We start from the raw sequence: 25,442 nt of genomic DNA, 5'->3' as shown, positions 1-25,442 counted from the left end.
CTCGTGCGAAAACTGGCGCCTGCCGCAGGTCTGATGCTGTCGCTGGCCTGCGCCGTCTTCGTCATGCAAATGGCCCGCACTCCCGAGCCCGCCCGGACGGGTACCGCCCGGCCGTTTACCCCGGCCCCCGATCTGGTGACGCCGGAAGGACAGGTGCTCGCCCTCGTCCTTGATCAGGTCTCCCCGGGCGTACCGGTCTACTGCGCCGGTGAGCAGGTCTGCCGGGTGCTGGCCCCGAGCCTGGCGGGCATCGTCGTGCTCGAGCCCGGCGCCGTTGCCGGTACGGTTCGGCAAGCACCGGCCGCGAGCATCGTCGTCCTACCGTCGGGCAGCCGTGAGGACGCGGCTCTCACCCGCACCATCGGCCGGGCGGACTGGCAGGTTGTCGGATCACCAGGGCGCGCGGGGTACTCGGTCTACCGGGTCTACCGGCATGCTTGAACCCGGCCCGGCACCCCTTGAGCGAAATGGAATACCCGAACGTGACCATCACCGCCGAAGCCCCACCGGCCGACCCCGTGGCGGGGCCTGACTGGACCAACCGGCTGCTGGTCGTCTTCGCGATCGTCGCCATGGGTTTCGGTGTCGCTGCTACCTCCGGGTTGTGGAGCGCCCCGGGAGCGCGGATCATCGCGCCGAACACCCCGGACGCCTTCCATTACACCTGGTGGCTGGGGCACACTCCGCACGCGATCAGTCAAGGTGAGAGCCCGTTCTTCACCCGGGACATGAACTGGCCCACCGGTGTGAGCGCGATGAACAACACCACGCTGTTGCTGCCGGCGGTGCTGCTTTTCCCGGTTACCGCGCTGGGTGGGCCGATGCTCACCCTGAACCTGCTCAATTTCCTGGCCCTGCCGCTGTGCTTCGCCGGTGCCTACTGGGCCCTGCGCCGCCCGCTGGAGCTGCCCACCGGGCCGGCGGCGGTGGGGGCGGCCTGCTTCGCGATCAGCCCGGCCGTCGTGAACTCGCTGACCGGGCACATCACCATGTCGCTGGCGGGCTCGCTGCCGGTGCTGATCGGTCTCAGCATCCAGGCCTGGCGGGTGGACCGGCCGGCCGGGCGGACCGGGCTCTGGCTGGGCCTGGTCGCGCTGGCCCAGGTGTTCACCGGTGAGGAAGTGCTGTTCCAGGCCGGGCTTGGCGCTCTTCTGGTGCTGCTGAGCGCGGCGGTGAGCCGGCCCCGGCTGATCCGTTCGGCGGCGCCCCGCCTGGCCCGTCACCTCGGCCTGGCCTTCGCGGTGTTCCTGCCGGTCGCCGCCTACCCGCTGTTCCTGCAGTTCTTCGGCCCGCTGAAGCATCACGGCAGCCCCTTCCTGCCCGACTACTACGCCGCCGACGTCACCGCTTTCACCACCGCGACCCGTGGCGTGCTGCTGCACTCGCAGGAGGCCGTCCAGCGTTCGGAGCAGTTCCCCGGCGGCATCGAGGAACACCTGGCCTACCTGGGCTGGCCCCTGGTCATCCTCTGTCTGGCCACCCTGGTCCTGGGCCGCAAACGGATGGCCGTGCAGTGCGCCGCGGTGGGCCTGCTGGTCTCGGCCGTGCTCTCGCTCGGGGCCAAGCTCTGGGTGGACGGGGTGCAGACCACGATCGGCGGCCCCTACCGGATCCTGCGCGATCTACCCGTTACCGAGGCGTCGCTAGCCAGCCGGTTCGGCCTGCTGGTAGCGGTTTTCGCCGCCGCGTTGCTGGCCCTGGCCGTGCACCAGCTGAGCACCGCCCGCTTCCCCTTCGCCGCCCTGACCGCCGCGGTGATGTGCCTGCTGCCGCTGCTGCCCGCCAAGATCCCCACCGTCGAGGCGCCGGACGTGCCGGCCTACTTCACCGGCAAGGCCCAGGAACTCCCCAAGGGCACCAACGCTCTCGTGCTCCCCTTCCCGCTGCCCGGCACCGCGCACGTCATGTATTGGCAGTCCCAGGCCGACTACCGCTTCGAGATGCCGGGCGGCTACTTCCTCGGCCCCAACGCCGAGGGCGAGGCCCGGATCAGCGGCGGCCCGCCCCTGCCGACCGCCCAGCTGCTGGCCGACGTGCAGCGCACCGGCGAGATGCCGTTCATCGACGAGGCCGCCCGGGCCCAGGCCCGCCGGGATCTGCAGACCTGGCAGACCGAGATGATCATCCTGGGGCCGGACTACCACTACGAGGCACTGAAGGAGGTGGTCACCAAGCTGGTCGGCACGCCCCCGCAGACCCACAGCGGCGTGAACATCTGGATGGCACCACGCCCATCCGGAAACTGACTACACGCAGAAATCCCACAGCAACAATCCGCGACACCCGTAACGTACCGGCAGCATTCGGGCGCAGCGGGTGAAATGGAGCGCTCGTAGGTTCCTGTCTGGATCCAGGGCTGTATACATCCCGGCCCCTCCCCCGACAGCTTCCACGAAAGGCGCTCCCTTGCCTCATTCTTCGAAGTCGACCCGTCGAAGCGCCGTCACCATCGCCCTGGCCGCGGCTCTCGCGCTCAGCGCCTGTGGAGCCAAGGCCGGGGAATCCGGATCCGCCGCCCCGGCCGAGAGCTGCGTGGACACCTCCGGCAGCGCGGTGAAGATCGGCTTCCTGAACTCGCTCTCGGGCACCATGGCGATCTCCGAGCAGACCGTGCGCGACTCGCTGGACCTGGCCGCGGCCGAGATCAACGCCGACGGCGGGGTTCTGGGCAAGCAGTTGCAGATCGTTGCCGAGGACGGCGCCTCCGAGCCCACCGTGTTCGCCGAGAAGGCCGACAAGCTGATCTCCTCGGACTGCGTGGCAGCGGTTTTCGGGGGCTGGACCTCCTCCTCCCGCAAGGCGATGCTGCCGGTCTTCGAATCGAAGAACTCGCTGCTGTTCTACCCGGTGCAGTACGAGGGGCTGGAAGCCTCGAAGAACATCTTCTACACCGGCGCCACCACCAACCAGCAGATCATCCCGGGCATGGACTACCTGAAGGAACAGGGCAAGAGCAAGGTGTTCCTGGTCGGTTCGGACTACGTCTTCCCGCGCACCGCCAACAAGATCATCAACGCCTACGCCAAGGCCAACGGCATCGAGATCGTCGGTGAGGAGTACGCCCCGCTGGGCCACACCGACTTCGCCACCATCGTCAACAAGCTCAAGGCCTCCGGTGCCGACGCGGTGTTCAACACCCTCAACGGCGACTCGAACGTGGCCTTCTTCAAGGAGTACAAGAACGTCGGGTTGAAGGCCGAGACCGTGCCGGTGGTCTCGGTCTCGATCGCCGAGGAGGAGGTCGGCGGGATCGGGGTGGAGAACATCGAGGGCCAGCTGACCGCCTGGAACTACTACCAGACGGTCAAGTCGGCCGAGAACGAGACGTTCGTGAAGGCGTTCAAGGCGGAGTACGGCGCCGGCCGGCCCACCTCGGACCCGATGGAGGCGGCCTACACCTCGCTGTACCTGTGGAAGGCGATGGTCGAGAAGGCCGACTCGTTCGACGTGGCCGCGGTGCAGACGGCCGCCGACGGAGTGACTTTCGACGCCCCGGAGGGCACGGTCACGGTGAACGGCGAGAACCATCACATCGCCAAGACCGCGTACATCGGCAAGATCGACCAGGACGGCCTGATCTACCCGGTCTGGGAGTCCGAGGGCGCGATCGAGCCCGACCCGTTCCTCAAGGGCTACGACTGGGCGGCCGGACTCTCCTGAAACCCCTGCGGCCGGAAGGACGAAGATGGACGCACTGTTCTCGCAACTGTTCGCCGGGGTGAGCCTCGGCTCGGTCCTGCTGCTGGTCGCGCTCGGCCTGGCCCTGACCTTCGGCCAGATGGGCGTGATCAACATGGCTCACGGCGAGTTCATGATGGCCGGCGCCTACACCGCTTTCGTGGTGCAGCACGTGGTCTCCAACGCCGGGCTGTCACTGCTGATCGCGCTGCCGCTGGGGTTCCTGGCCGGCGGGCTGCTCGGCCTGCTGCTGGAGGCCACGCTGCTGCGGCGGATGCACAGCCGCCCGCTCGACACCCTGCTCGTCACCTTCGGCGTGGCGCTGGTGCTGCAGCAGCTGGCCCGGGACATCTTCGGCGCACCCAACGTCGACGTCCGGGCGCCCGCCTGGCTCCAGGGAGCCGTGCTCGATACCACCATCCCCAAGACCCGGCTGTTCATCCTGGTCCTGGCCGTCGTCGCGGTCTCGCTGCTGGCCCTGGCCCTGAAGCTCACCCCGCTGGGCCGCCGGATCCGGGCCACCGTCCAGAACCGCGACCTGGCCGAGGCTTCCGGCATCTCCACCACCTCCGCCGACCGGATCACCTTCTTCCTCGGCTCCGGCCTGGCCGGGATCGCCGGAGTCGCGTTGTCGCTGCTGGGCTCGATCGGGCCGACGCTGGGGACGAACTACATCGTGGACGCGTTCCTGGTCGTCGTGGTGGGTGGGATCGGGCAGCTCAAGGGCGCCGTCATCGCGGCCTTCTCGCTGGGCGTGGTGCAGGCCACCTTCGAGTACTCCACCACCGCCAGCCTGGCCAAGGTGCTGCTGCTGGTCGCGATCATCGCCTTCCTGCAGGTACGCCCCCAGGGCCTGGTGGCCCTGCGGACCAGGAGCCTGGCGTGAACCCGGCGCTGAAGACCTGGGCCGGTTTCGGCGGGGCGGCGGTCCTGCTCTTCGCGGTGGCCCCGGCCGCGCTATCGGACTTCCGGCTGAACCTGCTGGCCAAGTTCCTCTGCCTGGCCATGGTCGCGGTCGGCATCGGCTTCGCCTGGGGCCGCGGCGGCATGCTGGTGCTCGGGCAGGGCGTGTTCTTCGGCCTCGGCGGCTATCTGATGGCCATGCACATGAAGCTGGCCGACGCCGGTCCGGGCGGGGTGCCGGACTTCATGCTGCTGTACGGCAACGGGGTGCTGCCCGGCTGGTGGGAGCCGATGCGCAGCCCGGTCGTCACCGTGCTCGCCATCCTCGTCCTGCCCGCCGCCCTGGCCCTGGTCCTGGGCTACGCGGTGTTCCGCCGCAGAGTGCGCGGCGCCTACTTCGCCATCCTGTCCCAGGCCCTGGCCGCGGCTTTCGCGCTGCTGCTGATCGGCCAGCAGACCGTCACCGGAGGCACCAACGGCCTGAACGGTTTCCGCTCGTTCTTCGGCTACGACCTGGCCGACCCGCTGAACAAGCAGACCCTGTACTACATCTGCGCCGGGGTGCTGCTGGCCATGGTCGCCGGGGTCCGGCTGCTGATGAACTCCCGCTACGGCGAACTGCTGGTGGCCGTGCGCGACCAGGAGAACCGGGTCCGTTTCCTCGGCTACGACCCGGCCCTGATCAAGGCCGGCGCCTACGCCCTGGCCGCCTGCTTCGCAGCCGTCGGCGGGGCCCTGTTCACCCCGGTGGCCGGCATCATCTCCCCGGCCGACGTCGGCGTCGTCCCCTCCATCTCGCTGCTGATCGGTGTGGCCATCGGCGGCCGGGCCACCCTGCTCGGCCCGGTGATCGGATCGATCGCCGTCTCCTGGGCGGAAACCGGCCTGTCCGAGCGATTCCCGTCGATCTGGACGTACTTCCTCGGTGGCCTGTTCATCGTCGTGGTCGCCTTCCTGCCCAACGGCCTGGCCTCCCTGACCTTCCGGCGCCGCCCCTCCCCGGCCACCGGGAAACAGACCCAGCCGGCGACGTCCGTTGATCTGCCCGCTACTTCGGGAGGGCACCCGTGACCGAGGACATCCACGTCGAGGCCCTGGAGAACGTCCTCACCGAACCGGCGGCCGCATTCAAGCACGACTACCTCGAAATTCGGGATCTGAAAGTAGTTTTTGACGGATTCGTCGCCGTGGACGGCGTGGACCTGACCGTCACCAGCGGCGATCTGCGCTTCCTGATCGGCCCGAACGGCGCCGGGAAGACCACCCTGGTGGACGCCGTCACCGGCCTCGCGCCGGCCGCCGGATCCGTCCGCTTCGGCGGGGTAGAACTTCTCGGCCGCAGCTCGCACCGGATCGCCCGCTCCGGAGTCGGGCGGACCTTCCAGACCGCCAGCGTGTTCGAAGAACTCACAGTTCTCCAGAATCTGGACATCGCGGCCGGGGCCGGACGGAAACTCAGAACGCTTCTTCGCCGCCGCACCTCGGTGCCCACCGAAGTAGAAGCAGCACTGGAGACGATCGGACTGGGTAAAGTAGCTCACTTGCCTGCGGGGGTGCTGGCGCACGGGCAGAAGCAGTGGCTGGAGATCGGCATGCTGCTGGTGCAGAACGCCCACGTGCTGCTGCTGGACGAACCGGTGGCCGGGATGAGCCAGGCCGAGCGCGAGCAGACCGGCCTGCTGCTGCAGCGGATCGGGCAGCAGCGCACGGTCGTCGTGGTGGAGCACGACATGGAGTTCATGCGCACCTACGCGTCGTCGGTGACGGTGATGCATCAGGGCAAGGTGCTCGCCGAGGGGTCGGTGAGCGAGGTGACCGAGGACGAGCGGGTGATCGAGGTGTATCTCGGCAGCCGCTCGCACGGTCGCGGAACGGCAGTGATCGAGAACGGGGAGACGAAGTGATGCTCGAGATCAGTGACCTGAGGGTCGGTTACGGTCGCACGACGGTGGTGCACGGTGTCGATGTGAAGGTCGGCACCGGTGAGATCGTCGCGGTGATGGGCCACAACGGGGCCGGCAAGACCACCCTGCTGCGGGCCGCGGTCGGCCTGCTCCCGGTCGAGACCGGCACCATCCGGCTCGGTGGTGAGGACGTCACCCGGGCCAAACCGCACCGCCGGGTACGGCTGGGCCTGGCCTACGTGCCGCAGGGCCAGCAGTCGTTCGGCCAGCTCACCACCCGGGAGAACCTGCAGCTCGTGGCCGACACCTTCGGCGCCGCCGGAACCGCGCGGATGAACGAGGCGCTGGACCTGTTCCCCGCCCTGAAGAGCCTGCTCACCCGCCGGGCCGGGCTGCTCTCCGGTGGGCAGCGCCAGCAGCTGGCGATCGCCCGGGCGCTGATCGTCGGCCCGAAGATCATGCTGCTGGACGAGCCCACCGAGGGTATCCAGCCCTCCGTGGTCGGCGAGATCGAGGACGCGATCGTCCAGCTGGCCGGCTCCGGGATGTCGGTCCTGCTGGTCGAGCAGCACATCGGCTTCGCCCTGGATGCCTGCGCCCGCTACTACGTGCTGGAGTCCGGCCGGGTCAGCACCCAGGGCGCCGGCGGCGCGGCCAACGAGTCCGACGTCCGGTCCGCCATGGCCTTGTGACCGCTGCGTGAGCACGCCGCTGCGCGAACAGGTCTACCGGTCGCTGCGCGACGACATCCTGAACGGCCGGGTGTCGTCGCGCGACCGGCTCACCGAACCCAAACTTTCCCGGCGCTACGAGGTTTCCCGTACCCCGGTCCGCGAGGCCCTGTCCCGGCTGCTGTCCGAGGGCCTGATCGAGCGCACCGACTTCGGCTACGCCATCACCGTGCCCTCCCCCGACGAGCTGCAGAACCTGCACGAGCTGCGGATCACCCTGGAGCTGCACGGGATCACCCGCTGCCTGGACACCCCCGACCGGGTGCACGACAAGGCCCTGCTGGACGACGAACTCGAGCACTGGCAGGCCCGGCAACGGCAACCCCCTGATCCCGGCCCGGCCTTCGGGCTGGAGGACGACCGCTTCCACCGCGTGCTGTCCCAGGCCGCCGGCAACCCACAGCTGACCGAGGCGCTGGTCACGGTCCTGGAGAAGATCCGGCCGAGCGGCCCCGAGCCGCTCCATCTTCCCCGCAGCATCGCCGAGCACATCGAGATCCTCGAGCTCCTACGGCAGCAGGACCTGCCTGCCGCCAGGCAGGTCCTGCACCGTCACCTCGCGCGAACGGCCTGAACCATCAGCGCAGGCTTTCCGCCGCGGCCACCAGGTTGGCCAGCGACGACTTCACCTCCGCCTCGTCCCGGGTCTTCAGCCCACAGTCCGGATTCACCCAGAGCCGCTCGGCCGGAACGTGTTCCAGAGCCTGGCGCAGCATCCGGGTGACCTCGTCGCGTCCGGGCACCCGCGGCGAGTGAATGTCGTACACCCCCGGACCGACTCCCGAGGGATACCCGGCCGCCGACAGATCCGCCGCGATCGACATGTGTGAGCGGGCGCCCTCCAGGCTGATCACATCGGTGTCCAGATCGATCACCGCAGAGAGGATCTCACCGAACTCGGCGTAGCACATGTGGGTGTGGATCTGGGTGTTGTCCCGCACGCCGCTGGTGGCCAGCCGGAAGGCCGCGGTGGCCCAGCGCAGATAGCCGGGCCGGTCCGAGGCCCGCAGCGGCAGGCCTTCGCGCAGCGCCGGCTCGTCCACCTGGATCACTGCGGTACCGGCCGCTTCCAGGTCCGCGACCTCGTCGCGCAGCGCCAGCGCGACCTGCTGGGCGGTCTCCTCCAGCGGCTGGTCGTCGCGCACGAACGACCAGCACAGCATCGTCACCGGGCCGGTGAGCATCCCCTTGACCGGCTTGTCGGTCAGGGACTGGGCGAACGACGTCCATTCGACCGTCATCGGCTGCGGCCGCGAGACGTCACCGATCACCACCGGGGGACGCACGTAGCGGGTTCCGTACGACTGCACCCATCCATGCTGGGTGGCGACGAAACCGGTGAGCTGCTCGGCGAAGTACTGCACCATGTCGTTGCGCTCGGGCTCGCCGTGCACCAGGACGTCCAGGCCCAGCGTCTCCTGCAGCCGGATCACGTGCTCGACCTCGGTGCGCATCCGCTCGGCGTAGCCGTCCGGGCCGAGTTCCCCACGCCGGAAACGGCCCCGGGCCGCGCGCAGGGCCTGGGTCTGTGGGAAGGATCCGATGGTGGTGGTCGGCAGGCTGGGCAGGTTCAGGCGTTCGGCCTGCTGCCGGGCCCGCTGCGGATACGATACGGCCCGGTGCTCGTCGGCCGGGGTCACTGCGGCCACACGTTCCCGCACGGCCGGATCGCGGGTGATCGGCGAAGCCGCCCGGTGGGCAAGGATTTCCTGGTTGCGCTGCAGCTCGGCCTCGATCGCCTGCGGGCCGGCCGAGATCCCCCGGGCCAGGACCGCGACCTCGTCGAGCTTCTGCCGGGCGAAGGCGAACCAGCAACGGACGTCGGGGTCCAGTCCGGTCTCCAGGCTCACGTCGAGCGGTACGTGCAGAAGCGAGCAGGACGGCGCGATAACGATCTCGTCGGCCAGACCATGCAGTGAGGCCAGGCGAGCCAGCTGCGCCCGCAGGTCCGCCGCCCAGACGTTGCGGCCGTCGATCACCCCGGCCACCAGACGCTTACCGGGCAGACCACCCGCGCCGGCCAGATCACGCAGGTTGGACTCGGCCGGGCCGGTCAGGTCCAGGGCCACGGCCTCGACCGGGGCCTGACGCAAGATCGGCAGGGCCTCGCGGACCGAACCGAAATAGGTGGCGATCAGCAACTTCGGCCGTTCCGGCAGACTGCCCAAGCGCCGCAGGACGAGCTCGGCCTGAGCTTGCTCCGACACCAGAACCGGCTCGTCCAGCTGGACCCAGTGCACGCCCTCGGCCGCGAACTGGGCCAGTGCCTGCTCGTAGACCGGCAGCAACCGCTCCAGCAGGGTCAGCGGGTCGAAGTCCGCCGCTACTCCCGGCGCGACCTTGGCCAGGTGCAGGAAGGTGAGCGGGCCGAGGAGCACCGGCCGGGCCTCCAGGCCGAGGCTTCGGGCCTGCCGGTACTCCTGCAGCGGCTTGCTCAGGTCCAGGGTGAACTCGGTGTCCGGAGCCAGTTCCGGCACCAGGTAGTGGTAGTTCGTGTCGAACCACTTCGTCATCTCCAGCGGGGGCACCTCGGCGGTGCCCCGGGCCATGGCGAAGTAGGTGTCCAGCGCGTTCAGGCCGAGGTCACGGTGGCGCGGGGGCACCGCCCCGACCATCACCAGGGTGTCGAGCACCTGGTCGTAGAGCGAGAAGTCGTTGCAGGGGACGTCGGTCAGGCCGGCCGACTGCAGCGTCTCGAACACCGCCCGGCGCTCGTCCACCACCGTCCGCTGCAGGTTGGCGGCGCTCAGCTCACCGCGCCAGTAGGCCTCGATCGCCTTCTTCATCGCCCGGTTGCGGCCGATCCGGGGATACCCCAGGACGGTCGCGGGCAAGGGGTTTCCGCTGAAACTGCTCATCACGTGCTCTCTCCTCGCGAGCTCGGTCGTTCCGGCGACCGGGCAGCAAAGAGCGAGCGACGGCGTCCACCGTTGCGCGCGCTGACCTGCCCACGTGGTCACCGGAGAGCCGGGCGCCTGGTGGCACCGCGGCATTGCTGGCAGGTCTTCGGACTCGCGGGCCCGTGCTCACGAAGCACACCTACTGGCCGTCGCTTCCCAGGCTCGCGCCCAGTGCTGTTGACGGCGGTCGTTCCCGCTCACCGCTGCGGGGCAGTCCCGGACTCACACCGGGTTCCCTCTTGCCTCCCCCTGCCTGGCGGGCAGGGGGAACCAGCAACCACACCACCCTAGAACACCCCGATGCCGCAGCGCCCGCGGTCTTCGCCATCTGTCTCTATTCACCGCGAGCGGGGCGTGGCATGATGCCCGAGCCCGTCATAACCACATATTCACCGCGACGGCAGTGAAGGAAGCCGGTGTGAATCCGGCGCGGTCCCGCCACTGTCACCGGGGAGCAGACCCTTTGCCGTGCCACGGCCCTCGATCGGGCTGGAAGGCCGGGGTGAGCCTCGATCCGGGAAGCCAGGAGACTTCAGCCGTCGCATCCGATCCAGGGCGAGGACCCGAGGAGATCCGATGACACACGTCTGCCGTTGCGAGGTGCCCGGTGCACATCGCTGAGGGCTATCTTCCCCCGCTGCACGCCGCTGCCTGGACCTTGGCGGCGGCCCCGTTCGTCGTCCACGGCGCCCGCTGCGTGGTGCGAGAGGTGCGCGAACGACCCGAGTCCCGGCTGTTGCTGGGTGCGGCGGGTGCTTTCACCTTCGTCCTCTCGGCGATCAAACTGCCCTCGGTCACCGGCAGTTCCAGCCATCCCACCGGTACCGGCCTGGGCGCCGTGCTGTTCCGGCCTCCGGTGATGGCGATGCTGGGCACGATCGTGCTGTTGTTCCAGGCGTTGCTGCTGGCCCACGGCGGATTGACGACGCTGGGGGCCAACGCGTTCTCGATGGCGATCGTCGGTCCGTGGGTCGGGTACGGGGCCTACCGGGCCTGTTCGGCCGTGGGCCTGTCGTTCTGGGTCGGGGTGTTCGCCGCCCTGTCGCTGTCCGACCTGGCCACCTACGTGGTCACCTCGGTCCAGCTCGGTCTGGCCCACCCGGATCCCACCGGCGGGGTGCTCGGCTCGATCGGTGAGTTCCTGGGCATCTTCGCCCTCACCCAGATCCCGCTGGCGGTGGCCGAGGGCCTGCTGGGCGTGCTGGTCTTCCGGATCCTGGCCCGGATCGCCCCGGAGGAACTGCGTTCCCTCGGCCTGCGCAAGGCTCTGGACGAGAACGACGAGAACACCGTCACCGCAACGGCTCAGGAGCGTGACTGAGATGGCTTCCCGTACCCCTCGTCGGCTCGCCGTCGACTTCGCCCTGCTGCTGCTCGTGGTCGCGATCTTCGCCGTCCCGCTGGGCCTGCGGCTGAACACCGACGGCCAGGAGGAGGGCGAGTCCTACGCCGGCAGCGACTCTTCGGCGGCCACCAAGGTCGAGGAGATCAACCCGGACTACGACGTCTGGTTCAGCCCGCTGTTCGAGCCCTCGTCCGGCGAGATCGAGTCCGGCCTGTTCGCCCTGCAGGCCGCGGTGGGCGCCGGAACCCTTGGCTTCGTCATCGGGCGGCTGTCCGGAAAACGCCGTCGTTCAGAGGTTCCCGAGAAGGCGTGAGCGCACCGGCCCTCGATACCGCCGCCTGGGCCAGCCCCTGGCGGCGGTACTCCCCCGGTGACAAGGTGCTGCTGAGCCTGGGACTGGTGATCAGTGCCCTGGTTCTGCCGCCCTGGCCGGCCTCCGGTCTGGTGACCGCGATCGCGCTCGGCCTGATCCTGGGGCCGGGCCGGGTGCCCCCTCATCTGTTGCTACGGGCGGCCCGAGGCCCGGCTGCGTTCATCGTTCTCGGTACTGTGTCTATTGCGATCACCTGGCGCACATCAGGTTTTGGCCCGACCGTCACCTCCGAGAGCCTCACCGCAGCAGCATCGACCCTGTCCCATGCGGTGGCCGGAACCTCGGCCGTGCTGTTGCTGGCCGCCACCACGCCGATGACAGACCTGTTGTCGTGGGCCCGGCGGCGCGGCGTCCCCGAGGCCGTGGTGGATGTGGCCGGCCTGACCTATCGCCTGCTGTTCGTCCTGCTCGAATCGGTCAGCGCCGTCCGCTCCGCCCAGACTGCCCGCCTGGGCTACACCTCTCGCCGCGCCACTCTGCGCTCCGCCTCCGGGCTGGCCGCGGCCACGCTCACGCGCGCCTTCGATCGCGCCCGACGCCTGGAGACCGGATTGGCCGGGCGGGGTTTCGAGGGGGTGATGCGAACGGTCGGTGAGCAACAATCGTCCTCACGCAGTTTTGAATTGTGGACGTTCGCGAGCCTGGCGCTCGTGGTCGCAGTATCGCTCGGGGTCGCGTAATGAACACCGAAGTTGCCGGCCTGACGTTCGCCTACACCGGCGGTCCGCCCGTTCTGGCCGGGGTCGACCTGAAAATCCCTTCAGGCTCGCGGATCGCCGTGCTCGGCGCCAATGGGTCCGGTAAAAGCACCCTGCTGCGCTGTCTTTCCGGCGCGCTCAAGCCGACCTCCGGCCGGATCAGCGTCGGCGGCCACGAACTGCGGCACAACCGGTCCGGTCTGCGCCGGCACCGGCACCTGCTGCAGCTGATCACCCAGGACCCGGACGACCAACTGTTCTCCGCCTCGGTCCGCGAGGACGTCTCGTTCGGCCCGGTCAACCAGGGCCTGAGCGAGGAGGAGGTCCGCGCCCGCTGCGAGGAGGCCCTAGACCTGCTGGCCGCCACCCACCTGGCCGATCGTCCCACCCATCAGCTCTCGTTCGGCGAGCGCAAGCGGGTGGCCATCGCCAGCGCCGTGGCCATGCGCCCCGCGGTGCTGGTGCTCGACGAACCCACCGCCGGTCTGGACCCGGCCGCCGGCATCGAGGCCGTGGACGCTCTGGCCCGCCTGCATGAGCAGGGCACCACCTTGGTCATGGCCACCCATGACGTGGACCTGGCTCTGGCCTGGGCGGACGAGGTGGTGGTGCTGAGCCGGGGCGTCGTACGGCAGGGTGCTCCGGCTGAACTGCTCGATTCCGATCCGGTGCTGGAGGAAGCCCGGCTGCGGCGGCCCTGGGTGCTGGCCGTCGCGGCCCGGTTGCGGGCGCTGGGCGTGATCGAGGCGGAGTCCCGGCCTCGCGACGAGAGTTCTCTGCTGGCGCTTCTGGCCCGCGAGTAGCCCACGGCAGGGCATACTGTCGGGCACCCATGACTCATCTCCAGTTGTGCCGAGACAGTCTCGACGGCCTTTCCGTGGGCGACGCCTTGGGCGCCCAGTTCTTCGTCCCCGGCACTTCGGTGAGCGAGCTCGTGGCCGGGCGGCCGCCGGCCTCGCCGTGGCCCTGGACCGACGACACCGAGATGGCCTGCTCGGTCTTCGCCGAGCTCCGCGATTTCGGGAAGATCGACCAGGACCGCCTGGCCAGCGCCTTCGCCCACCGGTACGAGCCCTACCGCGGGTACGGCGCCGGATCGGTCGTACTGCTGAGACAGGTGCGGGACGGCGCTGCCTGGCAGCAGGCCGCAGCGGCGGCGTTCGACGGCAAGGGCTCGATGGGCAACGGGGCCGCGATGCGGGTGGCTCCGATCGGCGCCTTCCATGCCGGCGACACCCGCACCGCCGCGCTGGAGGCGATGCGCTCGGCCGAGGTCACTCATGCTCACCCCGAGGCCGTGCTCGGCGCGATCGCGGTGGCGGTGGCTGCCGCCGAAGTGGGCCGGGCCCGGCTGAGCGGGGCCGGCCTCGAACCCGCGCAGCTGCTGGATGCGGTGCTCGATGTTGTCGCGACCGGCCAGACCGGCGCCGGTATCGCCCGCGCCCGGAGCCTGCTCGGTGCCAGTGTCGCCGAGGCGAGCTACGAGCTGGGCAACGGCGCCCGGCCGCTGGCCCAGACGACCGTTCCGTTCACCCTGTGGGCAGCCGCCACCTATCTGCACGACTATCCGCGCGCGATCATCGCCTGCATCGAGGCCGGTGGTGACGTGGACACCACCGCAGCCATCGTCGGCGGGATCGTCGCCACCTTCACCGGAATCGGCGACCACGGGGTGCCTCGCGCCTGGCTCACGGCCCGTGAACCGTTACCGGCGTTCGGAACTGGCTAGGCCTGTCCTGTGGATCCTGGCCGTAGCGAGGAGGCGCCCGGGGCGTCGGCTGACGTGGCCGGTGGGGCCCCTCGCAATGGTTTTGCGTGGGGCCACGCCGGACGCGGTCAGACGGCGTCACGGGTGCCCCGCAGTAGGCAAAGATCCGCAGGACAGGCCTACCAAGTAGGTCAGGGCCGCACGGGCTGGGGGCGCCCAGCTGGGTTTGCCGCCCGGGCCTGTATCGGTGCCGATGCTGAGGCAGGCCAGGGCTTTCAGCGTGGCCCAGCCGCGAGCGCGGCGGCGGGTGGCGTCATCGAGCTGGGCGCTGAAGTGGTCGATGCCTTCGGTGGGCAGCAACAGCCAGGCGCCGGCCAGGTCGACAGCTGGGTCTCCGGCGCACAGGGCGCCGAAGTCGATGATGCCGCAGATGTTTCCGTCTTCGGTCAGCACGTTCGCAGCGTGCAGGTCGGCGTGCACCCACATGGGCGGCCCGTCCCACACCGGTGCCTGGAGCGCGTCTTCCCAGATCTCGGTCAGTGCCTCGGCCTGGGCCGGTACCTGCTGCCGGAAACGCCGGAATCCGTGATCCACAGCGGCCAGTGGGACTCCTCGACGGTCCGCGTCCGCCGGTGCGTCGCTGGGCGCGGGCTGGTGCAGCGCTGTGAGGAACGCCGCCAAGCGGTCGGCTGATTCGATGCCCTTGGTCACCGGTGCCCGGTCGGCCGGCTCGCCCTCGACCCAGGTGGTGACGATCCACGGGTGATCGAAGCTCTCCGAGGGCCGGCCCAGGCGCTGCGGAACCGGGGTCTTCAGCGGCAGTGTCCGGCTGAGTTCCGGCAGATAGGTGTACTCCTTCACCAGCAGCGCGCCCGCGTGATGGGTGGCCCACGGTGCCCGGACGGCGAGTTCCTCGCCGAGGCGCCACAACTGGTTGTCCCAGCCGCTGGCCGCGAAGGTCACCGGCAGATGAGCCAGATCCGGATGCTGTTCGCGCAGCAGGTGGGTGATCAGGTCAGCGGTGATCTCAGCCACGGGACGAGCCTAGTCACTGGGCACAGGCTTCGCACAGCAAAGGTCCAGAGAGCCCCCAAGCAGCGCTGACACCTTGTTCCCATGACCGCGACACTGATCAAGACGCACCGCCGCCGGTACCTTTCCCTGGCCTCGGTGGGACTGGCCGCGCTGCTCACGGTGAGTGGCTGCGGCTCCGCGACCTCCACCTCCAGCTCCAGCGCCAGTTCGGGCTCCGGCTCCTCGATCTCGGCGGTTTCGGTGGCCTCGACCACCAGCGAGTCGACCACCACCGCACAGACGATCACCGAGACCGCCGCCGCTGCCGAGGCTTTCCTGGAGACCCTCTCGGACGAGCAGCGCGAGAGCGTGCTGTACGACTACGACGACGAGACCAAAACCACGTCCTGGTCGAACTTCCCGGTCACCTTCGTCGACCGCGCCGGCCTCAATCTCACCGACCTGACCGAGGAACAGCAGACAGCGGCGATGAAGGTGCTGCAGGCCCTGCTCAGCGAAGAGGGGTACGAGACGGTCACCGGCATCATCGCCGGCGACGAATACCTTCTCGAGAACAGCACCACCACCGAAGACTCTCTCGGCCAGTACTACATCGCCCTGTTCGGCGACCCGTCCGACTCCTCCGCCTGGGAGCTGCAGTTCGGCGGTCATCACCTCGGCATCAACGCCACCCTCGACGGCACCGGTAACGCGATCACCTTCGCCCCCACCCACCTCGGCTCGCAGCCCGCGGTCTACACCAACGAGGACGGTGAAGAAGTCCAGCCCCTGGCCGGCATGTACGAGGACGCCTTCGCCTTCTACAACAGCCTCACCACCGAGCAGCAGGCAACCCTCTACCAGAGCGAGGACGTCTCCAACCTCACCTGCGCGCCGGGAGACACCTGCGACTACCCCACCGGCACCGGCATCTCCGGCGCCGATCTCACCGACGAGCAGCAAGAGCTGCTGCTCGAGGTGATCGCCAACTGGGTGGGCCTGTCCGACCAGGAGACCACCGACGCCGCGCTCGCCGAGATTGAGGCCACCCTCGACGAGACGTACATCAACTGGTCCGGCGCCACCAGCTACGACATGAGCATCGGCGAAGGCATCTACTACCAGATCTCCGGCCCCGACGTCTTCATCGAGCTCTCCAGCCAGCAGGGCTCGGCAGGCGCGGACGTCGACGGCGTCACCACCGCCGGCTGGGGCCACATCCACACCATCTACCGCGACCCCAGCAACGACTACGCCGGCAGCGTCACCCAGCAGGCAGCGTCTGGGATGAACGGTGGCCCGGCGGGCGGCGACGGTGGCGCTGGTGGCACTCCCCCGGCCGGCGAGTGATCGGTTTCAGGGCGGCGGTGGGCCGGGCTGGCAATGCGAACACCACCAGGTGCGCCGCCGCTCGGGATCACCGCTGACCTCGGCCACCACCTGAACCCGGGTACCGCAGCGGCGGCAGGGCTGACCAGCACGCCCAGCTACCCAGTGGGTATGGCCCGGGCGGGTGTCGCCGGTCGTGACCTGAGCGGCGCCCGGGGTGTTCACCGAGAAGCGCAGCAGCCGCACCGCCAGATCGACCACCGCGGGCAGGTCGACCTCGCGGACCGGGGTCCACGGGGAAACACCGCGCAGGAAGCACAGTTCGTTGACCCAGAGGTTGCCCAGCCCGGCCATCCGGGTCTGATCGAGCAGGGCCGCGCTGAGCGCCCGGTCTCCGTCTGCACTGAGCCGGGCGAGTGCTGCGTCCCGGTCCCAGTCCGGTCGCAGTGGATCGGGACCGAGGTGGGCGGTCACGCGTCCCTCATCGGCCGTCTTCAGCAGCTCCACCACCGGGAGCTTGAGCCCGGCCGCGCTGAGCCCGTTCTCGAAGCGCAGCAGCACCCGCAGGTCCGGCAGCACCCGGCGCGGCAGGTGTTTACCCGGGTTGAGCACGGTCCACGAGCCGTCCATCCGCAGATGGGTGTGCAGGGTCAACGGCCCGGTGCGCGGACTGTCGAAGCGGGTGAGCAGGTGCTTGCCGTGCGTATCGGTGCCCAGCAGTCGCGCCCCGCCCAGGTCGGCGGTGGCGTGCTGCGGCACCCGGAAGTCCGATTTCAGCACCAGCTGAGCACGCAGCCGGGCATTCAGCCGTCGAGCCAGCAGATACACCGTGTCACCTTCGGGCACCCGGCAAGCTTTTCCTACGCATCGCCGAGGCGCGATACCAGCCGGGCCATCAGGTCCGCCCGGGTTTCCTGCAGCAACGGCCAGGCCCGCCGCAGCCGCCGCAACTCGGTCAGATCGAGGTCGACGTCCAGCACGCCGGGCTCCTCGCCGAGTTCACCGATCACGTCTCCGGTCGGCCCGTACACCCGCGATCCGCCCCAGAACCGCTGACCGCTCTCGACCCCCGAGCGGTTCACGAACACGACGTAGGTCTGCAGCGTCACCGCGGCGTGCTGGAGCAGCAGCTCCCAGGCGTGCGACGTGGGTGTCCCGATCTCGCTGACCACGCTGTTGGCGGGCACCAGCAGCACCTCGGCCCCGTCGTGCGCGGCCACCCAGGGCAGTGGTGGCTGCCAGGCGTCGTTACAGATCAGGGTGGCGACCCGGGTGCCCACCACGTCCATGCATTCCAGTTCGGAGCCCGGCCGGAAGTGCTTGCGTTCCTCCCAGGCCCGGTAGTTGGGCAGGAACAGCTTGCGCTGCACCCGCACCTGGTCGCCGGAGATGATCGCTGCGCTGTTGTAGCGGTGCAGCCGGGTGCTCTCGGCGAACCCGGCCACCACCGTCGGCCCGTGCCGGCCCAGCGCGAGCAGGCGGGGATCGTCCGCGCCCAGCTGCTCGGGCTCGTCCAGGTCGCCGAGGTGGTAGCCGTGGGTGGCGAGCTCGGTGGCCACCACCAGGTCCCGCCCTCGCGCCTGCGCCACCAGCTCGTCCAGGTGCCGCAGATTCCCCTCGACGTCGCCCAGTGTGGGATCGGTCTGCAGCAGGCGTATCGACACGGTGGTTCCAGGCACAACCCCGAAGAGTAGGGCCTGTGAGTTGCCCCTCGCTCCCGGCCGGTCCGGCATGAAGCCCGGGGCCCGGCAGTTGGCCCGAAGGTGACTTCTACATCTGCCGAACGCCGGCACGGCGAGTTCAAGGTCCCGGGTGGCAAGCTCGTGGTCGCCGACCTGACGGTCCAGGACGGCCGGCTGGCCGACATCGTCCTGTCCGGCGATTTCTTCCTGGAACCGGACGAGGCGCTGGGCCGCATCTCGCAGGCGCTGGAGGGGCTGTCCGCCGAGGCCCCGCTGGCGGCCCTGGTGCAGGCCGTGGACGAGGCTCGGGCGGACGCGGTGATGGTCGGCTTCGACCCGCCGGCGGTAGGTCTGGCCGTGCTGCGGGCGCTGGGCCGTTCCACCGCCTGGCGCGATCACGCCTTCGAGCTGCTGGACACCGGCCGGCAGCACCCGCACATGCAGATGGCCCTGGACGAGGTGATCGCCCGCCAGGTGGGCGCCGGTACCCGCCCGCCGACGCTGCGGGTGTGGGACTGGGCCTCCAACGCGGTGATCATCGGCTCGTTCCAGTCGCTGTCGAACGAGGTCGACCTGGCGGCCGCCGAACGGCACGAGGCCACCGTGGTGCGGCGGATCTCCGGGGGCGGGGCGATGTTCGTCGAGCCCGGCAACACCATCACCTACTCGCTCTACGTGCCGGCCACCCTGGTCGAGGGCCTGAGCTTCGCCGAGTCGTACGCCTTCCTGGATGCCTGGGTGATCCGGGCGCTGCGCGAGCTCGGGGTGGACGCCAGCTACGTGCCCCTGAACGACATCGCCTCCCCCGCCGGGAAGATCGGCGGCGCGGCGCAGAAGCGCCTGGCCTCGGGGGCGGTGCTGCACCACGTGACCATGTCCTACGACATCGATGCGGCCAAGATGCTCGACATCATCCGGATCGGCCGGGAGAAGCTCTCCGACAAGGGCATCAAGAGCGCGGTCAAGCGGGTCGACCCGATCCGCAGCCAGACCGGCCTCTCGCGGGAGAAGGTGATCGAGGCCATGCTCGGGCACTTCCGCGACAGCTACGGCCTGGAGCCGGCCTCGCTGGACGCCGACACCCGGGCCGAGGCCGAGGAACTGGCGGCCGGCAAGTACCGCAGTGACGAATGGCTCAGGCGAGTTCCGTAGCCGTTCATCACCCTCCGATTCCGCACGGCGCGTCGCCGCTGCGGGTTAGTCCTCTCCCAGCTGCCCGTGGCATGCTCAGCGGCCGATGAGCCTGAGGACGACACCTTAACCGACCATCTGGTTTGCTATTCCGACCAGATGGTCGGTACGGTTGGCGGCCTCAGTACCCCGGGATGCAGATGTGGAAGGACTCTGGATGTTCACCGTTCGTGCGGCATCACGTGAAGAAGCCGCCGAAGTAGCAGACCTGTTCGCGCGGGCCTTTGAGGACGATCCTTACTGGCACGCGCTGATGCCCCGGGAGAGCCGGCGGCAGAGGTTCATCCACCGCAGCGTCACCAAGGACCTCGAGCGGGGTGGCATCAACTCCCTCGACGTGGCCGTGCACCAGGCCAGCGGGCACCTCGTGGGCGCCCTGCGCTGGGAGGCCCCGCAGCCGCACCCGGACGACCAGGACCCGGCGCTGCGCCGCGAACCCGGCGTCTGGGATGCACTCAAGGCGCTGTTCGACTGCGGAGCCGGGCACGAACTGGCCGTCAAGCGCTACCGCCCGCAGGAGCCGCACTGGGCCCTGCTGGAGGTGGCCGCCGATCCGGAACTGCGCGGCCTGGGCATCGAGTCGGCCCTGCTGACCCATCGGCTCGACCGGATCGACCGGGCCCCCGCCCCGGTGATCGCCGAGACCACCACCCATGCGGGCGTCCGGCTGCACAAGCAGTTCGGCTTCCGCACCGTGGGTAAGGTCGCCGACCTGCCCGGCACCGACTGCTCCGTGATGCTCCGCCCCCAGGTCCCCACCCTGACCTGACGCCCGGGGCGGCCGTCGATCACAACGGAAGACGGCCGTCCAGGGCTCCGGGTTCGAGCACCTGGGTGGAGTTGTGCTCGCGGACGATCCGCCAGCCCTGCGGCGTGCGCCGCCACACCAGCGACGACGTGGTCCGGATGTCGGTCACCGCCTGCGCGGTGGCGATCCGGGCCACGAACACCAGGGTGGACGCGGCCAGTTCACTTCCGGCCACCACCTGTGGGGCACTGTCGATGGCGTGGCGGGCGTAGAGCATCGCGTTGAACGCCGGGGTGAAGATCTCCCCGTACCCGGCCGCGCTGGTCGCCACCCGGTGCTGCGGGTCGTAGTCGTCGTACAGACGGACGCCGGAGCCGGCGAAGTCGTAAAAGTCGCCGAACGTCGCGGGAAAGTCGAAGGGCGGGTCGCCCTCGTTGCGCTCCCAGCCGAACACCCAGCGGCTGTGCAGATCGGCAACGATGGCGGAGACGTTCTCGGTAGCACTCATGCCTCGACCGTAGGTATCTGCTGGCTTAGGTGGGAGGCCGCGCCGCACCCACCCTGCACTCTTCGCGACGCCTGGAAAAGAACCCGGACAAAGCGGACGATGGCGTATGACTCATCAACCCGCCGCCACCGACGCCGGCGTCTTCGCGCTCAAGACCGGCAACCTGCCCGAACCGCAGGTGCGAGAACTGCCCGACCCGCCCAGAAGGATGTGGCGCCTGATCGGGCCCGGCATCGTGGCCTCGGGTGTGGGCCTGGCCTCCGGCGAGTTCATCCTCTGGCCGTACATCACCAGCCAGGTCGGCCTGGTCTTCCTCTGGGGCGCCGCGCTCGGCCTGACCATCCAGTGGTTCCTGAACATGGAGATCGAGCGCTACACCCTGGCCACCGGCGAGACCGCGCTCAGCGGCTTCAACCGGTACTGGAAGCACTGGGGCCTGTTCTTCGTGGTCCTGGCCGTGTTCCAGAACCTCTGGCCGGGCTGGGCCACCGCGGCCGCCACCATGTTCACCTACCTCTTCGGCGGCAACGCCACGGTGGTCGCGGTGATCATGCTCCTGGCGATCGGCGCGATGCTCACCCTGGCGCCGGTGGTCTACACGCTGATGGAACGCCTGCTCATCGTCAAGATCGTCGCGGTGGGCCTGTTCTTCCTGGTCGCCGTCACGCTGGCACTGAAGGCCGACACCTGGCAGGCACTGCCCGACGCGGTGACCCACGTGGGACAGTTCCCCGGCGACATCGAATTCGCCGTGCTGATGGGCGCGATCGCCTTCGCCGGGGCCGGCGGCGGGCAGAACCTGTGCCAGAGCAACTGGATCCGGGACAAGGGCTTCGGCATGGGCTCGTACATCCCGCGCCTGGTCAGCCCGATCACCGGGGAGAAGGTGGCCGCCCCGAGCACCACCGCCTTCGTCTTCGAGCCGACCCCGGCGAACCTGAGCCGCTGGCAGCGCTGGTGGCGCTTCGCCAACCTCGAGCAGGCCCTGACCTTCGCCCTGATCACCTTCCTGACCATCCTGCTCACCTCGATGCTGGCGCACTCCACCGTGCTGGGCAGCCCGGGCCTGGAGAACTCGATCGACTTCCTGAACGTCGAGGGTGAGGCGCTCAAGGGCGCGGTCGGCGGCTGGTTCGGCACCCTGTTCTGGGTGGTCGGCATGTTCTCGCTGTTCGCCGCGGCCGCCGGGATCGTCGACTACACCAGCCGACTGGTCGCCGACATCCTCAAAGGCACCTACCTGGGCCGCCGTTCGGTCAGCGAGAACCGGCTGTACTTCGGCGCGGTCTGGGTGCTGGTCCTGACCGGCGTGACCATCCTGGCCGCGGGCCTGGACCAGCCCCTGGTGCTGCTGGTGATCTCGGCCTGCGTGGCCGGGCTGAGCATGTTCTTCTACAGCACGCTGCTACTGGTGATGAACCGCGGCGCCCTGCCCCGGGCGATCCGGGTGGGCCGCGGCCGGGCCGCCGTCCTGATCTTCAGCACCGGCTTCTTCGGCGTGCTCTCGGCGGTCACCATCTACCAGCAGATCCAGAAGTTCTGACCGGGCGGCTGGGCCCGGGCCCCCGTGGTCCGGGCCCAGCACCATCCGGCCGAATTCCCGCTGAAATCCGGCCGAATCCGGCTACGATCCTGCAGTGAGCATGACCGACCACGACATCGCCGCAGACCTCACGGCAGCCGGCCTGCAGTTCATCGAGCGCCTCACAATCGAGTTCGCCGATTTGCTACCGCCTCTCGAGTCGCCCGCCTCCTGCCATCCGACCGAGCACAACCACGGCCGCTTCGACTCCTCCCCCGACAAGACAGCCCAGGTCGACGACCCTGACGGCACCGCCAAGATCAATGCCGGCTGGTGGCAGATGGCCGACGAGTTCGGGCTGCTCGACGAGAGCCGCGAATTCGCGCTCGCCGTCGACGTCAGCGATATGGGCTCGGTCGAGTCCGAGTACGTCTGGGTACGAGTCCGGCTGGCCGAGACCTGGGACATAGCCGGCAGCGGCTCTGCAGTCCTGCGGGGCTGGTTCGGAACTCACTTCACAGACCGCTACCTGCCCGAGTTCACCATGCACTCGCTGGACCAGAAGATGCTGCTGCAGACCGCGATCTGGGGCGACGGCAGCGTGAGCACGATCGTCATCCGGCCCGACCGGGCCGCCCAGTCAGGTCGCTGAACGGCTGAATCGCTCGACCAGATGCTCGCGCCCGGCCGGAGGCTCGTACGCCTCCGGCCAGAAGTCCGTGACCCTGGTGATCAGCCCCTGAGCCGACAACTCCAGCCAGGCACAGGCGTCCATCAGTTCCGATCCTGACGAAACCTGCATCCAGACAGCAGCATTCGCACCGTCGGCGACGATCCGGCCGACGGACAGATGCCAGTCGCCGGGATACTCCCGGTTGAACTGCAGGAAGCGCTCACGGCTGCGAATCCGCTCACCGGTCTGCGGCATCTCGTACACCATGTCCTCGGCCAGCAACTGCGCCAGGCCGGCCCAGTCGCGCTGCTCGCTGCGCTCCACATACGCGCGGGCGACCTCACGTGTCCTGGCGGTGTCATTCATCTGCCGATCCTATGCCCCGGCCACCAGAGCAGCCGTCAGCGCCCATACACCGGAAGCGTTCCACCGTAGCTACAACCCTCAGGCCTCCGCCGTCGGGCCGAAAAGACGCCCAAGGGCCTGATGCTCACCGGCCTGGACCGGTAGCCAGGCCCGCACCAGCCAGCCCGGGCCCAGTTGCGGCCCGGCGTCGAGTTTGCCCTCGTGCAGATCCAGCTGATCGCGCATCCAGGCGATCCCCTGCCCACCCTCCGGCTCCTGCTCGACCAGACGCAGCGCCGGAGGGGCGCTCTCGGTGCCGCCGTCGTCCGTGATCTCGAGCATCAGGTAGGTCGGCTCGAAGTACAGCCGGATCTCGGTGACGGCATCCTTCGGAGCATGACGGCGCACGTTGGCCAGGGCCTCCTGCACGATGCCGGCCAGCAGACCCTGTTCCTCCTCGGTGAGCTCGTACGGCGCCGGGGGCAGGTCGGTCTCGATCCGCATGCCCTCGCTTTGAGCCTGCCGCGCAAGTCTCTCGATACCCATTGAAGACACGTGTCTTCTCCGCTTCCGTGCGATGGGCGCGATCCGGCACCGGGCCCGCACCCATCGTCCCCAAGCTCGATGCCGCAGTCGTCAGACTTCGATCGGATCCGCGGAGAAAGCCGTACGACCTTAGTCGTAGAAGCTCCCGAACCAAGGCCGTGACTCACATCACGACAGCATCCATCACCGCCAATTCTCATCCTCCCAGCGAATTTCACCGAGGCACTTGCAAAGATGGCCCAGCGCAGGATCTTTGGCCAGGACATATTCCCGTAACACTTCCCGTTACGACAACGATGTCCTCGGCGCAACCTGATCCACTGAACGCCCGGTTGATCCCGGGCCGGAAAGGAACCTCGTGCTCCCCGCAACACCCGCCGTGCCCGGACCCTCCACCGACACGGCGGCGACTGCCACTCCCTCCCCCACCGAAGTCTGGAACCAGGTGTCGGACGCTGCCCACAGCGGCCCGGACGCCCTGACTCATCTCCTGCTGGGTGCCGGTGACACCCTGCTCCGGTTCACCCTCAAAGCCCTGGTCATGCTCGCCGTCCTGCTGCTGATCCGGCTGCTCATGCACCGGGTGATCAAGTCGGTCGCCGACCGGATCGCACTCAGCGTCTCGCCCGAACGCGGCACCCTGCAGACCATCTGGAAGAGCATCGTGCGCCGCCCGGCCTTCACCGAGGAGGCCTGGAGCGAACGCCGCAAGCAACGCGCCCGGGCGATCGCCTCGCTGCTGTCCCACCTGGTCACCGCCGCGCTGGTGGTGACCGGCGTCCTGCTGCTGGTACAGGGCACCGGGCTGTCGAAGGCCGGGGTGTTCACCGCCGGCATGCTCGGCGTGATCGCCGCGGTCAGCGTGCAGGGCCTGGCCAAGGACATCGTGGCCGGGCTGTTCGTCCTGGTCGAGGACACCTACGGGATCGGCGACTACGTGGACACCACCTTCGGCGCGGCCGGGGTGGTCGAGGAGATCGGCCTGCGCACCACCCGACTGCGCGGCAAGGACGGCACGATCTGGCACGTGCGGCACAGCCAGGTTCCACGCCTGGGCAACCGCACTCAGGCCCAGACCCACCTGACCCTCGACATCACCGCCGGGTTCCCCGAGTCCCCGGAGTCGGCGCTGCCGCCCACCGCGGCCGGGCGACTGGCCGCCGCCGAGCGCGTGGTGCGCATGAGCCTGGACCGGCTGGACCGCGACCTGGCCTCGGCCTCCGGCCCCAACCTGATCAACCGCGGCGACGTGCCGGGCACCCTGGTCGAGATCCTGCCGGTGCTGGTCCCACGCGCCCCGCGCAAGGCCCTGGCCGCGCTCGCGGCCGCCACCTCCAGCGCCGACCTGGTCGACACCAAGCCGCTCGACCTGGCCCCCGGAACCCTGGACGACCTGGAGCGCCTCAGCGACCTGCTGGAGGACGCCCAGGTGCCGGTGCTGACCAACACGGTGCTGAACGGCCTGATCAACGCCGGCGAGGACCACGTGGTGCTGCGGGTGACCGGCCGGGTGGCCGACACCTCGGCCGAGCGGGCGCTGGCGGTGCTGCGGCGCCGGCTCTACCTGGACCTGAACACCGCCGGCTTCAGCACCTCGTTCACCGTTCCCGGACCGGCCGACCTGTAGGGAGATACCGTGGCGGC

General features: G+C 69.3%; 26 protein-coding genes and 2 riboswitches. Of the genes, 19 read left to right on the top strand and 7 right to left on the bottom strand.

The genetic code is table 11. The features are described 5' to 3' along the window. Positions 1 to 3: 3 nt before the first annotated feature. The 8 genes from LR394_RS13515 to LR394_RS13480 all read left to right on the top strand — a co-directional run bounded on the left by LR394_RS13515 (position 4) and on the right by LR394_RS13480 (position 7,790). Positions 4 to 441, top strand: coding sequence for a hypothetical protein (locus LR394_RS13515; RefSeq protein ID WP_231441615.1), 438 nt, complete (start codon positions 4 to 6; stop codon positions 439 to 441). A gap of 26 nt (positions 442 to 467) precedes the next feature. Further along, positions 468 to 2,246, top strand: coding sequence for a hypothetical protein (locus LR394_RS13510; RefSeq protein ID WP_231441613.1), 1,779 nt, complete (start codon positions 468 to 470; stop codon positions 2,244 to 2,246). A 160-nt stretch (positions 2,247 to 2,406) separates the two neighbouring features. Next, on the top strand, positions 2,407 to 3,660 hold the full coding sequence (gene urtA / locus LR394_RS13505; protein WP_231441611.1) for an urea ABC transporter substrate-binding protein: 1,254 nt from the start codon (positions 2,407 to 2,409) through the stop codon (positions 3,658 to 3,660). 25 nt (positions 3,661 to 3,685) lie between these two features. Continuing rightward, positions 3,686 to 4,564 (top strand): urea ABC transporter permease subunit UrtB, encoded by an 879-nt coding sequence (urtB, locus tag LR394_RS13500; protein WP_231441609.1) that lies wholly within the window; start codon positions 3,686 to 3,688, stop codon positions 4,562 to 4,564. Further along, entirely contained in the window at positions 4,561 to 5,652 is a 1,092-nt protein-coding gene (urtC, locus tag LR394_RS13495) for an urea ABC transporter permease subunit UrtC (protein WP_231441607.1), read from the top strand. Before urtB ends, urtC begins: the two co-directional genes overlap by 4 nt. Positions 5,653 to 5,675: 23 nt before the next feature. After that, the gene (gene urtD / locus LR394_RS13490; protein WP_269329138.1) at positions 5,676 to 6,485 is read left to right on the top strand and encodes an urea ABC transporter ATP-binding protein UrtD; all 810 of its coding nucleotides are present in this window, start codon (positions 5,676 to 5,678) and stop codon (positions 6,483 to 6,485) included. Then, entirely contained in the window at positions 6,485 to 7,177 is a 693-nt protein-coding gene (gene urtE, locus LR394_RS13485) for an urea ABC transporter ATP-binding subunit UrtE (protein WP_231441603.1), read from the top strand. The genes urtD and urtE overlap by 1 nt, the downstream gene beginning before the upstream one ends. A gap of 7 nt (positions 7,178 to 7,184) precedes the next feature. Continuing rightward, complete coding sequence (locus LR394_RS13480; RefSeq protein WP_231441601.1) at positions 7,185 to 7,790, top strand: GntR family transcriptional regulator; 606 nt, start codon at positions 7,185 to 7,187, stop codon at positions 7,788 to 7,790. A 4-nt stretch (positions 7,791 to 7,794) separates the two neighbouring features. Here LR394_RS13480 and metE read toward each other — a convergent pair whose 3' ends face one another. Then, entirely contained in the window at positions 7,795 to 10,074 is a 2,280-nt protein-coding gene (gene metE / locus LR394_RS13475) for a 5-methyltetrahydropteroyltriglutamate--homocysteine S-methyltransferase (RefSeq protein ID WP_231441598.1), read from the bottom strand. Positions 10,075 to 10,196: 122 nt separating this feature from the next. Then, positions 10,197 to 10,406, bottom strand: a riboswitch (cobalamin riboswitch). Positions 10,407 to 10,497: 91 nt separating this feature from the next. Next, positions 10,498 to 10,671: riboswitch (cobalamin riboswitch) on the top strand. 52 nt (positions 10,672 to 10,723) lie between these two features. Between metE and LR394_RS13470 the strand changes: the two genes are divergently transcribed. Genes LR394_RS13470 through LR394_RS13450 form a run of 5 tightly spaced genes read left to right on the top strand, consistent with a single transcriptional unit; the run spans position 10,724 to position 14,261 of the window. Next, positions 10,724 to 11,437: an energy-coupling factor ABC transporter permease gene (locus LR394_RS13470; RefSeq protein ID WP_231441597.1), complete on the top strand. Its 714-nt coding sequence runs from the start codon at positions 10,724 to 10,726 to the stop codon at positions 11,435 to 11,437. 1 nt (position 11,438) lies between these two features. Next, positions 11,439 to 11,774, top strand: coding sequence for an energy-coupling factor ABC transporter substrate-binding protein (locus LR394_RS13465; protein ID WP_231441595.1), 336 nt, complete (start codon positions 11,439 to 11,441; stop codon positions 11,772 to 11,774). Further along, on the top strand, positions 11,771 to 12,514 hold the full coding sequence (cbiQ, locus tag LR394_RS13460) for a cobalt ECF transporter T component CbiQ (RefSeq protein ID WP_231441593.1): 744 nt from the start codon (positions 11,771 to 11,773) through the stop codon (positions 12,512 to 12,514). Before LR394_RS13465 ends, cbiQ begins: the two co-directional genes overlap by 4 nt. Then, positions 12,514 to 13,335 carry an energy-coupling factor ABC transporter ATP-binding protein gene (locus LR394_RS13455; protein WP_231441591.1) on the top strand — a complete coding sequence of 274 codons (822 nt, stop codon included), beginning with the start codon at positions 12,514 to 12,516 and terminating at the stop codon, positions 13,333 to 13,335. The genes cbiQ and LR394_RS13455 overlap by 1 nt, the downstream gene beginning before the upstream one ends. 29 nt (positions 13,336 to 13,364) lie before the next feature. Further along, complete coding sequence (locus LR394_RS13450) at positions 13,365 to 14,261, top strand: ADP-ribosylglycohydrolase family protein (RefSeq protein ID WP_231441589.1); 897 nt, start codon at positions 13,365 to 13,367, stop codon at positions 14,259 to 14,261. Positions 14,262 to 14,378: 117 nt separating this feature from the next. Here the strand turns inward: LR394_RS13450 and LR394_RS13445 are convergent, their stop codons facing one another. Continuing rightward, the gene (locus LR394_RS13445) at positions 14,379 to 15,275 is read right to left on the bottom strand and encodes an aminoglycoside phosphotransferase family protein (RefSeq protein ID WP_231441587.1); all 897 of its coding nucleotides are present in this window, start codon (positions 15,273 to 15,275) and stop codon (positions 14,379 to 14,381) included. An 81-nt stretch (positions 15,276 to 15,356) separates the two neighbouring features. Here LR394_RS13445 and LR394_RS13440 point away from each other — a divergent pair, with 81 nt between their 5' ends. Continuing rightward, a complete protein-coding gene (locus LR394_RS13440) occupies positions 15,357 to 16,604 on the top strand; it encodes a DUF3500 domain-containing protein (RefSeq protein WP_231441586.1) in 1,248 nt (415 codons plus the stop codon). Between the two features lie 6 nt (positions 16,605 to 16,610). Here the strand turns inward: LR394_RS13440 and LR394_RS13435 are convergent, their stop codons facing one another. Beyond that, entirely contained in the window at positions 16,611 to 17,429 is an 819-nt protein-coding gene (locus tag LR394_RS13435; RefSeq protein ID WP_231441584.1) for a DNA-formamidopyrimidine glycosylase family protein, read from the bottom strand. A 14-nt stretch (positions 17,430 to 17,443) separates the two neighbouring features. Next, positions 17,444 to 18,247, bottom strand: coding sequence for a nitrilase-related carbon-nitrogen hydrolase (locus LR394_RS13430; protein WP_231441582.1), 804 nt, complete (start codon positions 18,245 to 18,247; stop codon positions 17,444 to 17,446). 99 nt (positions 18,248 to 18,346) lie between these two features. Here LR394_RS13430 and LR394_RS13425 point away from each other — a divergent pair, with 99 nt between their 5' ends. Both LR394_RS13425 and LR394_RS13420 read left to right on the top strand, forming a co-directional pair. After that, on the top strand, positions 18,347 to 19,417 hold the full coding sequence (locus LR394_RS13425; protein WP_231441580.1) for a lipoate--protein ligase family protein: 1,071 nt from the start codon (positions 18,347 to 18,349) through the stop codon (positions 19,415 to 19,417). Between the two features lie 196 nt (positions 19,418 to 19,613). Further along, positions 19,614 to 20,225, top strand: a complete 612-nt coding sequence (locus LR394_RS13420) for a GNAT family N-acetyltransferase (protein WP_231441578.1) — start codon at positions 19,614 to 19,616, stop codon at positions 20,223 to 20,225. 19 nt (positions 20,226 to 20,244) lie between these two features. Here LR394_RS13420 and LR394_RS13415 read toward each other — a convergent pair whose 3' ends face one another. Next, entirely contained in the window at positions 20,245 to 20,712 is a 468-nt protein-coding gene (locus tag LR394_RS13415) for a Cif family virulence factor (protein WP_231441576.1), read from the bottom strand. 106 nt (positions 20,713 to 20,818) lie between these two features. Between LR394_RS13415 and LR394_RS13410 the strand changes: the two genes are divergently transcribed. Further along, positions 20,819 to 22,255 carry an Nramp family divalent metal transporter gene (locus LR394_RS13410; protein WP_231441575.1) on the top strand — a complete coding sequence of 479 codons (1,437 nt, stop codon included), beginning with the start codon at positions 20,819 to 20,821 and terminating at the stop codon, positions 22,253 to 22,255. Positions 22,256 to 22,355: 100 nt separating this feature from the next. Beyond that, positions 22,356 to 22,886, top strand: coding sequence for a hypothetical protein (locus LR394_RS13405; protein ID WP_407937050.1), 531 nt, complete (start codon positions 22,356 to 22,358; stop codon positions 22,884 to 22,886). Here LR394_RS13405 and LR394_RS13400 read toward each other — a convergent pair. Next, entirely contained in the window at positions 22,875 to 23,273 is a 399-nt protein-coding gene (locus LR394_RS13400) for a nuclear transport factor 2 family protein (protein ID WP_231441571.1), read from the bottom strand. The genes LR394_RS13405 and LR394_RS13400 overlap by 12 nt on opposite strands. 78 nt (positions 23,274 to 23,351) lie before the next feature. Then, a complete protein-coding gene (locus LR394_RS13395; RefSeq protein ID WP_231441569.1) occupies positions 23,352 to 23,756 on the bottom strand; it encodes a sensor histidine kinase in 405 nt (134 codons plus the stop codon). 400 nt (positions 23,757 to 24,156) lie between these two features. Between LR394_RS13395 and LR394_RS13390 the strand changes: the two genes are divergently transcribed. After that, a complete protein-coding gene (locus tag LR394_RS13390; RefSeq protein WP_231441568.1) occupies positions 24,157 to 25,425 on the top strand; it encodes a mechanosensitive ion channel family protein in 1,269 nt (422 codons plus the stop codon). Positions 25,426 to 25,442: the final 17 nt, after the last annotated feature.

Origin of the sequence: Kineosporia babensis (assembly GCF_021129305.1) — a bacterium.
Taxonomy (GTDB): Bacteria; Actinomycetota; Actinomycetes; order Actinomycetales; family Kineosporiaceae; genus Kineosporia; species Kineosporia babensis.
The sequence above is the reverse complement of the archived record's forward strand: the minus strand, read 5'-3'. Positions and strand labels throughout refer to the sequence as shown.

What these genes read in the sequence shown, in the direction of transcription:
- LR394_RS13510 (WP_231441613.1), top strand. Translation starts at nt 468, where the DNA reads ATGGAATACCCGAACGTGACCATCACCGCCGAAGCCCCACCGGCCGAC.
- urtB (WP_231441609.1), top strand. Translation starts at nt 3,686, where the DNA reads ATGGACGCACTGTTCTCGCAACTGTTCGCCGGGGTGAGCCTCGGCTCG.
- urtE (WP_231441603.1), top strand. Translation starts at nt 6,485, where the DNA reads ATGCTCGAGATCAGTGACCTGAGGGTCGGTTACGGTCGCACGACGGTG.
- metE (WP_231441598.1), bottom strand. Translation starts at nt 10,074, where the DNA reads ATGAGCAGTTTCAGCGGAAACCCCTTGCCCGCGACCGTCCTGGGGTAT.
- LR394_RS13465 (WP_231441595.1), top strand. Translation starts at nt 11,439, where the DNA reads ATGGCTTCCCGTACCCCTCGTCGGCTCGCCGTCGACTTCGCCCTGCTG.
- LR394_RS13455 (WP_231441591.1), top strand. Translation starts at nt 12,514, where the DNA reads ATGAACACCGAAGTTGCCGGCCTGACGTTCGCCTACACCGGCGGTCCG.
- LR394_RS13450 (WP_231441589.1), top strand. Translation starts at nt 13,365, where the DNA reads ATGACTCATCTCCAGTTGTGCCGAGACAGTCTCGACGGCCTTTCCGTG.
- LR394_RS13440 (WP_231441586.1), top strand. Translation starts at nt 15,357, where the DNA reads ATGACCGCGACACTGATCAAGACGCACCGCCGCCGGTACCTTTCCCTG.
- LR394_RS13420 (WP_231441578.1), top strand. Translation starts at nt 19,614, where the DNA reads ATGTTCACCGTTCGTGCGGCATCACGTGAAGAAGCCGCCGAAGTAGCA.
- LR394_RS13415 (WP_231441576.1), bottom strand. Translation starts at nt 20,712, where the DNA reads ATGAGTGCTACCGAGAACGTCTCCGCCATCGTTGCCGATCTGCACAGC.
- LR394_RS13410 (WP_231441575.1), top strand. Translation starts at nt 20,819, where the DNA reads ATGACTCATCAACCCGCCGCCACCGACGCCGGCGTCTTCGCGCTCAAG.
- LR394_RS13405 (WP_407937050.1), top strand. Translation starts at nt 22,356, where the DNA reads ATGACCGACCACGACATCGCCGCAGACCTCACGGCAGCCGGCCTGCAG.
- LR394_RS13400 (WP_231441571.1), bottom strand. Translation starts at nt 23,273, where the DNA reads ATGAATGACACCGCCAGGACACGTGAGGTCGCCCGCGCGTATGTGGAG.
- LR394_RS13395 (WP_231441569.1), bottom strand. Translation starts at nt 23,756, where the DNA reads ATGCGGATCGAGACCGACCTGCCCCCGGCGCCGTACGAGCTCACCGAG.